The following is a 13240-nucleotide window of genomic DNA, read 5'->3' as shown; positions in this document are numbered from 1 at the left end:
CATCTGAATGCTTAATGGGCGTTCTCTAGAAGCGTGAGGCTATTATCAGTCTCACGTTTCTAGATAATTTAAGAGTTTTAAAAATTTATAAAATTAAAGAAGATAATTATTTAATTTTATAGTACATAATTAGAGTTTTATAATATTATATAGTATAAGGTTATTAAAGGATGTGTTGTTATGCATTATATAATATTTGGAGCAATAGCCTTAGTGTTTATAATTGTTTCATATCAAATAGGAATAAAGAAACAATTAAACCTAATATGTACTTTAGATGAAAGTAATATATGCAAAATCAAAAACAAAAAATTAATGGCGGATATTTTTGCTTTATACTACTTATTTATAGGAATAGTATCCATGTCGTGTCCGATTTATATAAACCATTATGGGGATAAAGGGATAATATTTTCAGTATTTTTATTATTAACACTATTTTTAATTTCTATAATAGCATCTATATTAATATATTATTATTTAAAAAAATCTAACATTTCTTAAATTTTAAAAGATATTAAATAAGCCACAGACTATATTAAATTCATAGAAATAACTATTTCTTAAGTATTATTTGGGGCATATATTACTCAAGGGGATATATCAAAGTTATAGATATATCCCTAATTATTGTAAAGAATTATTTTTTTTATAAGTTATGAATATATTTTAATGTAGCAATTAATTTTAGGAGGAAAACTTGAATAATTTTATAAATACTAATATTTCATTTAAAGAAATATATAATAACTTTAATATGAGTAATTTATATATTGATTATGAAGAAATAATAAATGATTATGACTTAGAAATGAATGTTCATAGAGATAATAATATATCTTATATCTACGGAACCATAGACCTTTTAAATCATGAAAAAGATGATAATTTCTTTATTAATATAGCTAAAGGAGAATTAATTGATTATAAATTAAAATTTCATATTATAAACAAGTATAAATTACGGACTTCAGGAAAATATATTATAAAAGTACCTAATAATATTATAGAAGAAATCCAATTAATAGTAACAAAAAAATAAGGGATTGGTGCGAACAACCCCTTACAGGTAATTAAATAATTACTTTTCAATTTCTAAATTATTAAGTACTTCATCTAATATTTTTTGTACAAATTCTGATTTTCCCATCCCAGAGGCTTTAGAAAATTTATCTATTTTCTTTATAGTCTCTGGTCTTAAATAGTAAGTTATTCTCTTAGGCATTTCAGGTTTTTCTACCTTTTTTATAACTATTTTATTAATGTTTATATCAGAAACAACACCTGTTTTTTTAGCTACATATTCAACTTGCTGTTCTTTATTTGATTCCTTTTCATTTCTATCATGCTGAATATTATTATCCTCATCAACTATATTAAGTGTTACATATTCTTCTTCAAACTTCTCATTAAAATTATCTCTATTCTCTTCTACTATAGAAGGTAATTCTGTAATATTTGTTTTAAACTCTTCTTTTTTTTCATCTGTATCTTCACTTTTGCTAGTTTCAAATCTATTTTCTGCTAACTTACGTTTAGCTTGCATCTGAGCTTTTAACGCTTCAAAATTATGATTTAAGGAATTTTCCTTCTTTTTAGCCAATTTTCTTCACCAGCCTTTCAAGAACATCAAAAAATTGTGAGGCAGCTTCTTCATCATATTCAAAAACAGTTTTACCCATTTTTCCAGCCTCTGTAATTTTTATTCTTCTATTAATAGGATTAGTAACTATATCGTCCATATCACTAAAGAATTCATAAAGAAAATTTAAATTTTCCTTTGCATCTTTTGTTCTTTGATCAAACATATTTGGGATTATTAATGATATTTTATCTGGTGATAATCTTAAATCAGCTAAATACTCATAAATGCTACCACAAGCTCTTACAGCAGCAGCTTCAACTTGAACTGGCATTATTATATTATCAACATAACAAAGTACAGCATCATTTACCTTTGTTCTTTGAGGTCCGCAGTCTATTATAATAAAATCATAATCCATCTCTTCTAAATCTTTAAGTTTTTCATTTAAAATTAAATCAATTCTAGATTCTCTATAAAATTCTGCATTTATTTCTTCTATATGTGAATTAGGAAGTAAATCTAAGTTTTCTCTTGCTTCAATTATACAATCTCTTACAGATACTTCAGATCTTTTATCCATTAAATCAAAGAAAGTTTTTTTATACTTATCTTCACTTATTCCTAAAAATAGACTTGAATCATTTTGACCATCTAAATCTAATAAAATAACTTTAAACCCTAACTTTGATAGTCCATGGGAAAGTTGAACAGCAACTGTACTTTTCCCAACACCGCCTTTGTTATTTAATATTGCTATCTTCTTCATTAAGCTCTCCCCCTTTTTTGCTTAAAATTCCATAAAGAACATTTAATCTCGTTTTTCCTAGTATTTGCTTAGGTTTTTGAGCTATGTCGTTACCCTTATAAAATTTATCTTTATTAGCTTCTATAACATCATTAATTTTATCTTCTAATTCTTTATCCAAAACCTTATTTTGAAAATATGCATCTATAAAATCTCTTAAAGCATAACCAAGTTCTAATTGATTTTTGTAATAAAGTCGCAAATCTTTCTTTTCCATAAACTAAGTTAATCCTCCTCTAATCTATTTATTATTGAATTATTAATCTATATTTAAACAAATTTATCATAATTTTAAACTGTATCTTAACCTTATTTTATACTAAATTTTAACCGAATTCAAATAAATTTTTACTTATTTTATACTTTTACCAGATAATTAATGAAATAATATTAGATAGTATTAACATTTTAAGTATATTCTTTCTAATTTATACTATATTTTTCTTATTAGTTTGAGAATAATTAACTTAAATATATATAGTTTTTTAATTAAGTGAACATAATATTAAGTTTCCTTTAAATCTATTGAAATTGATTTAATATTAGAATAAATTAATTATGTCTTGTAATAATAATTGTTATAAATAATAAAAAGGAAAAGGAACTTATGAAAAAAGATAATAAAAAACAAATTTTAAGTGCATCTGTTAGTGTCTTGTCTATATTAGCAATACTTTCTATAATATACTTATTTTTTGTTAAATTAGTCTTAAATTAATAAAATAATAAAAGAGCTGCATTATAAAGCTAAGTAAACCATAGCTCTATAATATAGCTCTTTTATATTATCCTAAAACTTGCTTAAACCAATTTTTTTTCCTTAAATTACTTCTTCTATATAATTCCTCTCTTTTATTTAATAGTAACTTTTCTGTTGCTGTTAGTTTATTAATTTCAGTTTCATCATTAAAATGTAGTTGTTGCTCTCTTGTTAATATGGATTTTAATCTATTTATCTCACCATTAGATTCGTTGAGTTCATTTTTAAGGAGTAATATTTCATTTTTTAACTCTAATATGGTTTGTTCATACTCCTCTTCATTATAATTATGGCACTCAATATCTATTATATTAGAATATGAATCATCAATTTCGCAACTAACATCACTTATATCAATTTCTATTACTCCTTCTCTTTCCTCTTCTATTAAGGCTAATTCCTTACTTTCCTCAACTGGTTCCATTTCAAATCTATTAAACGATTCATTTTCTTTTAATCTTCTTTTAAGATTTTTATATAAAGTTATTTCTTGTATATCCATTTCCATAAAAATTCCCCTCTTTCTATTCTAAAAGTTCTTAATTATATATTCTACAAAAGAATAAAAAAACCTTCAAAAATGTAAAAAAAAGGTAATTTTATTATAAATTATTTTAATTTATAAATTAAATACTTATAATAAATAATATTATTATCCAAATTATCCATAGTTGGATTAATTTCTTCATTATTTACAGGTAGAAATGTTACAATATTTTCATTTTTATTTTCAGTAATTTTTTTTATATAATTACCTATTTGAATTCTAATTTCATCTTGAAATACATTTACATTAATTAAAGGATTATCATATTTATTATCCTCTATATAATCATTAATATCTTCTTCTAAACTATAAAATCTTTTGTTGCTTAAGTTATACACTAAAATTCCTAATTTATTTTCTATAGGTCTATAATTAATAATTATATTATTATCATCTACAAACTCAATAGAATAAATTTCAGAAAGTTCATTTTTATCACATATATATTTTTCAGCTTTGCTTCCTTTATAAAGGAGATTAATTTTTTTATTATCTTTAAGATTGCATATATATATGCTTAAATCTGAGTTTCCAGAAAGAACTATAAGATTTTTTTTATTTAAATCAAAAGAAATCACATTTTTACTTTCTATTATTTTTTTAACTTCACCATTTAATATATTATAAGTATAGATTTCTGTTCTTTTAAAAATCCCTTTTCCATCTGGTAAAGTTCTTTTTTCGAATGCAATAATATTATCACTAATTTTAGGGTTGCTAATTAATTCAATACTTACATCCCCTAATCCATATATAGTACTTAATTTATTGCTATTTAAATCATATAGTACTAATTCACTAGTAACTAAATCACTTATTATGTTATTATTTTTATGTTCTGATCTAATTATTTTTCTATAAAGAAACTTATCATTTTCTATACAAAAACTATCAGGAATCAATGAATTAAAATTTCTCTGTTCAGATTTAAATCTGTTAAATTCACCACTATCTATTTTTTTTATATCTGTGGATTCTTTATTTAAATCTTTGAAGAAAATATCCCATTTATAAAATATTTTTTCTTCATTTTCCCAAGTTTCACTTTCTCCCCATATTAACCACTTATCATTAGCAATAATTTCAAAAACATCTTTATTTTTGTCTATTAAAGTAGTTATATGATCTTCTTTTTCTTCTTTAGTGTTATATTTGTATATATTTTCTTTATTTTTAACAATGTATTCATTAGAGTTTACCTTTGCTATTTCATCATATTTTACGGGTATATGTTCTTCATACTTTGCAAAATAACTTTTATAATCTAAACTTTCTATAGGAGAATTTTCAGAATATATATCATTTTGATACTCCACAATTGTATCAAAAAAACTTTTTCCCTTAAATATTTTGAAAATTGTAAAGAAAGCTAAAATACACAATAAAATCAAAAGAAATTTTCTTAGTTTTATAAACTTCTTTTCCAAATTTCCAACCCCTAAATTATAATAATCACCACCTATATTTTACCATTACATTATCTTTATTTGAATAAAAAATATAAAATATTTAAATTTAATTTTCAATTAATTTATAAGAATCTATAGCTCTTTTTACGCATTCCATCAATTTTTTTTGATAGGCATTATTATTTAGCATATAATCCTCATTAGGATTACTCATAAATCCCATTTCAAAAGTAACAACTGGAACTTTAGACCAATTAAACCCAGTCATATCATTTCTTTCAAAAACACCATTTACTTTTATACCATTTCCTTTTAACTCCGTCTCTAGTTCCCTAGCAAATCTATAACTATCTTCATATATGGCAGCTGTATTTTTATTATTCTTAGCTGGTATTAATATTGAAGCCCCTGTTTTAGAAGAATTTCCTATACTATCACAATGAATTTTAATTACAAGGTCGGATGAACAATCATTTGCTAAGTTAGCTCTTTCAATATTACTTATACTTACTTCATTGGTGTTTCTAGTCAAAATTACATCATAACTTTCTTTATCTAATAATTCTTCTAATATTTTTGCACAATCTAGGTTTACTTCATATTCCCATTTTTTTGTAGCAACACCTCTAGTTCCAGACGAAACCTTTGGTTTTTTTATTGAGCTTCCTGGAGCATTAGGTTCTGTAATATTGATTCCCTTTTTCTGATGTCCAGGGTCTATACATACTTTGAATTTTTTAACCTCTTCAGCTGTAGAAGTCTTTGCATTAATTGTTACAAAAGAAAATCCAATAATTAATGAAAGAAATATGTATAGAAAAATATATTTTTTTTTCTTCATAAGTTCTCCTCTTTTCTTTTTATAAATAGCATTCCTTATTAAGTATTCTTTTATAACAAATAATTTATACAGTAAATTTAATCTTTAACTTATATTTCTCCTTCATAAATCATATATTTAAGTAATTATGATATTACTCTAGGAGGTGGTTTTAATGAGTAATTACATGAAAAAGTATGATGAAAGCATTACTTATATATTAAGCGAATTAGATATAATTCAAACTGGAAACTTTTTTGAAGTTAATTCAAATCCAAGTAGTCCTAGCGCTCAAACAATAGCAAGAAATATAAAAAAAGAATTTACCGAGTTATTAAAAGTAATGGGAAATGATATAAATTAATATTTAATGAATATATTTACTTTATTTAGATAATAATTATAAACAGAAGTTATTGCTATTAAAATAAAAAATAGGAGTATGTTAATGAAATTTTTAAAAAGAAGTAAATCATCATTATTTAAAATATTTATATTTGGAGCTTGCTTATTATTTATTTTTAGTAATTTTAATACTAAATTATCAATATTAAGCCTTTCTAAAGTTATAGAGGTGTTTAATGGTGATTTTTATTCAGATCTTTCAGAAATTAAAGTATCTGAATATTTATTTTTATATGATTGTATGGAAAGTAAGTCTGATATAGATGAAGTAATTTATATATTAGAGAACAAATGTTCTATCCCTATGAAAATGTTAAAAATTACGGATATTCGTAAACCACAAATAAGATTACTATCTAAATTTAATAAGCAGTATTCCGAAAGCTTAGGCTATGTTTATTTCCATAATAATGTTATAACAATATTAAATAGTACAGCTGTATCAGATATTAGTAATCTTGATAAAAATGAAAAATTTACAGAATTAGTTTCTCATGAATATACTCACTTCTTAATTAATAGCAAATTAAAAGAAAATAAGTTATTTCCTAAAACTATACCTTTATGGTTTAATGAAGGGATTGCTGAATATGTCGGAATCTCTTCTAGAAATGGATATATACCAGAAACATTAGAAACAACAGTTAAGTTATCTGATATCAATGATATATTTAATGATAATCCTGATTTATTTTATAATCAAAGTGTAATATTTGTAAGTTACTTAATAAGAAATTATGGATATGAAGTTATAGGTTCCATATTAGACTCATTGAAAAAGAATAATTTTGAAGAGGCTATTAAAGTAGTAACTGGTGAAAACATAAATGATATTTCTAATAAATTATTTAATTTAGACTATTAAATCAAATAATTGGATTGCAATCAAAGAGAAGTTTATTCCTATTTTTGAAGCAGTCCAATTACTTATTTAGTACTTAACCTTAAATAATCTATTTATTAGAATATACCAAAAACATAACAAACCTTTCTAAAATTCTTTTTTTATTTCTCACTTAGGCTGAAATAGCACTCATATTTTCCTTTATTGTATCCTTTAAAAGAAATTTATCAATTTCTTTTAAAGAATTTTTTTTATTTACTATGTTTGCATGAGTACAATTTCGTATTTTTCTTAAAAAAGATCCTTTTATATTTTTGTGAATTGTAATTGTATGAAAATCATAAACAACATCAAGATCAGCACATAAAATTAATGTTGGAATATTAATATTTCTTAAGTCATTTTCTTCAATACCAATATCTTTTAACATTAAATCTAAAAGCCATATTTTCTTTTCTGATTTTCTATAATATTTTTTTAGACTTAATAATATTTTTTTGTATATTTTAATCAATAGTATAAACCAGGTATGTATTCCATTTACAGCAAAATTCCCAGAAATCACAACCATTTTTTTTATTAGCTTTGGAGCTTTTTTTGCTATTAAAAGAGCTATATTAGCACCATCACTATAACCTATAACAATTGCTTTTTTAATTTTTTTTATACTACAAAATTTAATTATATCCTCTGCAAATAATGATAAACTATAACGCTTTTTTCCTGCTGAACTTAACCCTTGTCCCCTACTATCAATGGCAATTACATTATACTTTTTAGAAAAATGAAAGTACATCTTAGAAAAAATCTTACTACTCATTCCATTTCCATGAATAAATATTATAGTATCTCCTTCTCCTTTTTCATAATAATTTAATATAATATCGTCAACTTCTAATTGTTTTTTTCCCTCTAATTTCATATATTCACTTCTTTTCTATTAAATTCAATCATTAAATAACTGTATTAAAGCTTATACAGTTTCAATACAGTTATTTATATTTATTAACTAATAATATTTTACAAAACAAAACAAATCTCCATATAGATTATTTATCTAATGTAGATTTGTTATATTTATATTATATCATATTATATTGTACTTAAAACATCATATTTACATTAATTCACTTTTAAGAATTTATCTATTATTTTAAGAGAATTTTCCTTAGATACTATATTGAAATGCGTTGAATGTTCTACAAGTTTTATTATAGATCCTTTTATATAATTATGTATAGTTTCAGTATGTTTCTTAGAAATAACATCAAATTCAGCACACATAACTAAAGTTGGAGTATTTATAGAAGCTAAATCTTCATCTTTTATTCCTATATCTCTTATCATTAAATTAAGTCTCCACAATTTAATCCTTGCTTTTTCAGAAAATCTTTTTAGTAATATTAATGGTATTTTTGATGTTAATACATAAGTTTTAAACCATAATTTTACTCCTTCAGCTTTATAATTGCCTGAAATAACTACTAGTTTATCAATCATTGTCGGCTCTTTTTTAGCTATCATTAATGCAATATTACCACCATCACTATATCCTATGATAGATGTTTTTTTTATATTTTTTATATTGCAAAATTTTATGAAATCTTCAGAAAGTAAATTTACTGTATATGGTATATTACCTGACTTACTAAGGCCATGCCCTCTTGTATCAATAGCTATAACTCTATAAAATCTTGAAAAATACATATACATTTTTTTAAAAACCTTGCTACTAAGTCCATTTCCGTGAATAAAAATTAAAGTTTTTCCACTTCCACGTTCATAATAATTTAATGTTATATCCCCTATATCTAATTCTTTTCTTTCTTCTGAATCCACTTGTACCACTTCCATTTATAAGAGTTATTTTTCTATATACTATTATTTTAATTCAATTTTAATTTTATAACAATAGAACTATATTCATTAATTTTAATATTTTAGAATTTTATAATCATAGAGTTTTGAAATATACTTTTAATAAAATAAATAAATTAATTTTTATAAAATTTTTAATCTACATACATTTAAAAATTTTATTTAGTTTCATTCCTGTTATTTCTTCCATTATAGTTCCTTCAATAAAGGAAGCATTGGCAACACCAGGTATAAATAATTTAATTGGTTTTATATCATTAGAGAGAACTATAATTGTTATTTTACTATTTTCATAACTATTTATTATAGTGCTATATCCTACTGGATAAGTTCCGCTATGTCCTATAGACTTTTCTCTAAAATTATCATTTAATAAAAAACCATAACCATACTTATAAAGTCCCGTATATCCATGAACTTCAGTCATTAATTCTAAAGTTTCTCTACTAACGATTTTATAACTTTTTACAGCACTCATAAATTTCCATAAGTCATTTACTGTAGAAATTATATTTCCTGAGCCATAAAAGACTGTAGAAGAAAATAAAGCAACTTTTCTTTTATTAATATAACCTATTGCCATATCATTATTATCACCATAAAATGAACTTTGATTCATTTCAAGTGGAGTAAAGAAATTTTCTTTTATATAATCTTCATAAAATCTTCCTGTTACTTTTTCTATGATTAAAGTCAAAATTAAATATCCAGTATTACTATATAAAGTGTTTTCACCAGGATAAAAACGCCCTTCTTTTTTTAATATAAATTCTAATAATTCTTTTGGATATAAATCTTTATATAAATCAATTTCATTTCTACACATAATGAAATCATTAATTCCTGATTTATGAGCTAATAAATCTTTTATTTTAACAATACAATTAATATTTATATCATTTAAATATCTTACAGCTGGATCTTCAATATCTAAAAGCTCCTCTTCATAAAGTTTCATTATTGATAATGCTGTAAATATTTTAGTAATAGAACAAGTTAAAAATTTTGTATCTACTGTATTTTTTATTTTATTTTCCTTATCTGAATAGCCATAAGCCTTTTCAAATATTGGTTTATCATCATAACATATTTTAACAACCCCATTAAAATTTTTAAATTTACCCATAGCTTTTTCTATTTTAGTTATCATATAACTCCCCCTCTTATAAAAATCCCCTATAAAACTAGTACATATAATCAATATATACAATTTATGTATATATAGCATAAATTATGTTAAAACTTATTCTATCTCATAGCTTGAGGCTGTAATCCCCCTAACATAAGTAGGAAATAAACATCCTCGCGCTTTTAGATAACTACGACTAAGCATTCAGATGGAGTTAAAACTCCACCTGAATTAAGATTAATCATTTCAAAAGGGGATGTTTTAATTTGAAGGAATCTAAAACTATAATAAAATTAATTTACTTTTTTTTCTTCTCAATTTTCATAATTTTTACAGCTTATGTAATTATATTTAATATATTAAATATAAAATATATTGAAACCTTTATTACTTCACCTAAAAATTAAAAGTAAATTTTAAGATAACTTAGTCTATTTATATAGAAATTTATCTATTTATATGATTTTTAACACCATTGAACAGTTATTTAAAATTAAACATATATATATGCACTTAATAGCTATAACTTCAATATTGACAGGGTATAAAACTTATTATATATTTTACATATGTAGAAAAAACTAATATAAATGTACTTTAAAATTACATCTATATTTTATTATGAAAGTTGTAATGATTTTAATTATTGATTTGATAATACAATTTACGAAAGAATATGGAGATGTGCTAAATGCAAAAATATAGAGAAAATTTAATTGAAATAATAAACAATAAAAATTTAACCCATTATTTAAGTAAATGTAACTTTGGGTTAGAAAAAGAAAATTTAAGAGTAAATTTAGATGGAACATTAGCTCTAACAAAACATCCTAAGAAGTTTGGAGATAAGTGGAATAATCCTTATATAAAAACAGATTTTTCAGAAAGCCAAGTAGAAATGGTTACTCCAACATGTGATAGTATTAATGAAGTTTATGAGTTTATGGGAGCATTAAATGATATAGTTTCTATAGAACTTAAAGATGAAGTTCTATGGCCACAAAGTAATCCTCCAATAGTTCCAGAAGAAAATTTAATCCCTATAGCTGATTTTAATGGTACAGAGGCTGAAACTTATAGAAAATACCTTGTCACAAAATACAGTAAAAAAAGACAATTACTTTCAGGGATACATTTTAATTTTTCATTTAAAGATGATTTTATAAAATTATTATTTGAAGAATCCAAAGAATATGATTCTCTTAAAGATTTTAAAAATAATTTATATTTAAATTTATCTAGAAACTTCTTTGAATACGAATGGATTTTAAATTACTTAACAGGGGCTAGCCCAGTATTCCATAACACTTATATAGAAAAGTGCGTAAACTCAGCTGAAAAATTTGAAGATAATAGTGTTTATTTTAAGCATATAAACTCTTTAAGAACTAGTCGTTGTGGATATAAAAATAAAGAAGATTTCTTTGTTTCCTATAATTCACTTGAAGAATATGTATCAGATTTAAGAAAAATAATTGCTGATGGAGTCTTATATAATGAAAAGGAATATTACAGTCATATAAGACTTAAAAATCCTAAAGACAATCAAGATTTAGATTCATTAATAAATAATGGTATAGAATATCTAGAATTTAGATTTTTAGACTTAAATCCTTTAACTGAATTTGGTGTTTCACTTAAAACTTTAAAACTACTTCATGGCTTCATTATATATATGGCATTTAAAAATAATTCTGGAATTTCAAAAGATGATTTTAATAAGAAATTACAAGAAATAAGTGACATGCAAAAACAAGAAATAAAAGATTTTAACGAAGGTATAAACAATAAAAATAGTGAATTCAAAAACAAAGCTATTAATTTATTAAATGAAGTTGAAGAACTATTAAAATCATTAAATATCTTAACAGAGGATTATAAACTTATTTTTGAAGAAGCTAAGGAAATGATTTTAAACCCTGAAAACTTAACAGCTAATAAAATAAAAAGAGAAATAAAAAGTAATAGCTTTATAGGTTTTCATCTTGAAGTAGCGAAGGAATCTCTTGAACTTTCAAAATCTAGACCATTTTCACTAAGAGGTTTTGAGGATTTAGAATTATCAACACAAATTTTAGTAAGAGATGCTATTAAAAGAGGAATATCATTTGATATTTTAGATAGAGTTGAAAACTTTATAGAATTATCTTTCAATGGAAAAAAAGAATATGTAAAACAAGCAACTAAAACTTCTGTAGATAGTTATATTACAGCATTAGTTATGGAAAATAAAGAGGTAACTAAAACCGTTCTAAAAAGAAATAATGTAAGAGTTCCAAAAGGAAATCACTATATTAATAAAGAAGAGGCATTAGGTGATTTTGAATTATATAAAGATAAACCAATAGTTATCAAACCTAAAACAACAAACTTTGGTTTAGGAATATCAATATTTAAGAACAAATATTCTTTAGATGATTTCTCTAAGGCTATTGATATTGCTTTTAGCGAAGATAAATCAATTCTTATAGAAGAATTTATACCTGGTAAAGAATATAGATTTTTAGTTGTTGATTATGAAGTAGTTGGGATACTTCATAGAGTTCCAGCTAATGTAACAGGAGATGGAACTTCTAATATAAGACAATTAGTTGAAATAAAAAATCAAGATCCTTTAAGAGGAAAAGGTTATGTAAAACCATTAGAAAAAATTAAACTTGGAGACTTAGAAGCTTTATTCTTAAAAAATCAAGGTTTAGATTTTGATTATGTTCCTAAAAAGGATGAAACAGTTTATTTAAGAGAAAATTCAAATATAAGTACTGGTGGAGATAGTTTAGATTTCACTGATGAAATGCATCAAAGCTATAAAGATATAGCAATTAATGCTGCAAAAGCTTTAAATGCTAAAATAACAGGAATAGATATTATGTTACAAGACATATCAGAACCTGCCACTGAAGATAACTATGGAATAATTGAACTTAACTTTAATCCAGCTATTCATATACATTGTTTCCCTTACAAAGGTAAGAATAGAAAAGCTGGTGAGAAAGTATTAAATTTATTATTTGATAAATAGGTCTTAATAACTTAAAAAAGGGATGTATCAAATTAT

At 23.4% G+C, this 13240-nt stretch carries 14 protein-coding genes; 5 read left to right on the top strand and 9 right to left on the bottom strand.

Annotation, left to right across the window (positions count from 1 at the left end):
- The first annotated feature begins 180 nt into the window (after positions 1-180).
- Positions 181-504, top strand: a complete 324-nt coding sequence (locus ARA19_RS04490; RefSeq protein WP_055069771.1) for a hypothetical protein — start codon at positions 181-183, stop codon at positions 502-504.
- 196 nt (positions 505-700) lie between these two features.
- Positions 701-1042, top strand: coding sequence for a hypothetical protein (locus ARA19_RS04485; RefSeq protein ID WP_055069770.1), 342 nt, complete (start codon positions 701-703; stop codon positions 1040-1042).
- Positions 1043-1081: 39 nt separating this feature from the next.
- Here the strand turns inward: ARA19_RS04485 and ARA19_RS04480 are convergent, their stop codons facing one another.
- The 6 genes from ARA19_RS04480 to ARA19_RS04455 all read right to left on the bottom strand — a co-directional run bounded on the left by ARA19_RS04480 (position 1082) and on the right by ARA19_RS04455 (position 5947).
- A complete protein-coding gene (locus ARA19_RS04480) occupies positions 1082-1603 on the bottom strand; it encodes a hypothetical protein (protein WP_055069769.1) in 522 nt (173 codons plus the stop codon).
- Positions 1596-2351 carry a ParA family protein gene (locus tag ARA19_RS04475; RefSeq protein ID WP_055069768.1) on the bottom strand — a complete coding sequence of 252 codons (756 nt, stop codon included), beginning with the start codon at positions 2349-2351 and terminating at the stop codon, positions 1596-1598. Before ARA19_RS04475 ends, ARA19_RS04480 begins: the two co-directional genes overlap by 8 nt.
- Positions 2326-2607, bottom strand: coding sequence for a TIGR04540 family protein (locus tag ARA19_RS04470; RefSeq protein WP_055069767.1), 282 nt, complete (start codon positions 2605-2607; stop codon positions 2326-2328). The genes ARA19_RS04475 and ARA19_RS04470 overlap by 26 nt, the downstream gene beginning before the upstream one ends.
- 568 nt (positions 2608-3175) lie before the next feature.
- Positions 3176-3658, bottom strand: coding sequence for a hypothetical protein (locus tag ARA19_RS04465; RefSeq protein ID WP_055069766.1), 483 nt, complete (start codon positions 3656-3658; stop codon positions 3176-3178).
- A gap of 101 nt (positions 3659-3759) precedes the next feature.
- Complete coding sequence (locus ARA19_RS04460; RefSeq protein ID WP_055069765.1) at positions 3760-5124, bottom strand: hypothetical protein; 1365 nt, start codon at positions 5122-5124, stop codon at positions 3760-3762.
- A gap of 88 nt (positions 5125-5212) precedes the next feature.
- On the bottom strand, positions 5213-5947 hold the full coding sequence (locus tag ARA19_RS04455; protein ID WP_055069764.1) for an N-acetylmuramoyl-L-alanine amidase family protein: 735 nt from the start codon (positions 5945-5947) through the stop codon (positions 5213-5215).
- Between the two features lie 154 nt (positions 5948-6101).
- On the opposite strand from ARA19_RS04455, the gene ARA19_RS04450 reads away from it, so the two are divergent.
- Both ARA19_RS04450 and ARA19_RS04445 read left to right on the top strand, forming a co-directional pair.
- Entirely contained in the window at positions 6102-6290 is a 189-nt protein-coding gene (locus ARA19_RS04450; RefSeq protein WP_055069763.1) for a hypothetical protein, read from the top strand.
- 84 nt (positions 6291-6374) lie between these two features.
- Positions 6375-7196, top strand: a complete 822-nt coding sequence (locus tag ARA19_RS04445) for a peptidase MA family metallohydrolase (protein ID WP_055069762.1) — start codon at positions 6375-6377, stop codon at positions 7194-7196.
- 151 nt (positions 7197-7347) lie between these two features.
- On the opposite strand, the gene ARA19_RS04440 is transcribed toward ARA19_RS04445, so the two are convergent.
- The 3 genes from ARA19_RS04440 to ARA19_RS04430 form a co-directional block, all read right to left on the bottom strand.
- Entirely contained in the window at positions 7348-8097 is a 750-nt protein-coding gene (locus ARA19_RS04440) for an alpha/beta fold hydrolase (protein WP_055069761.1), read from the bottom strand.
- Positions 8098-8297: 200 nt separating this feature from the next.
- A complete protein-coding gene (locus tag ARA19_RS04435) occupies positions 8298-9029 on the bottom strand; it encodes an alpha/beta fold hydrolase (RefSeq protein WP_084764241.1) in 732 nt (243 codons plus the stop codon).
- Between the two features lie 163 nt (positions 9030-9192).
- A complete protein-coding gene (locus tag ARA19_RS04430; RefSeq protein ID WP_055069759.1) occupies positions 9193-10203 on the bottom strand; it encodes a serine hydrolase domain-containing protein in 1011 nt (336 codons plus the stop codon).
- Between the two features lie 670 nt (positions 10204-10873).
- Here ARA19_RS04430 and gshAB point away from each other — a divergent pair.
- Complete coding sequence (gene gshAB, locus ARA19_RS04425) at positions 10874-13204, top strand: bifunctional glutamate--cysteine ligase GshA/glutathione synthetase GshB (RefSeq protein WP_055069758.1); 2331 nt, start codon at positions 10874-10876, stop codon at positions 13202-13204.
- Positions 13205-13240: the final 36 nt, after the last annotated feature.

The organism is Clostridium massiliamazoniense, from assembly GCF_001403635.1.
In the GTDB taxonomy this organism is placed as follows: Bacteria; Bacillota; Clostridia; order Clostridiales; family Clostridiaceae; genus Sarcina; species Sarcina massiliamazoniense.
This window is presented reverse-complemented; position numbering and strand designations above follow the sequence as displayed.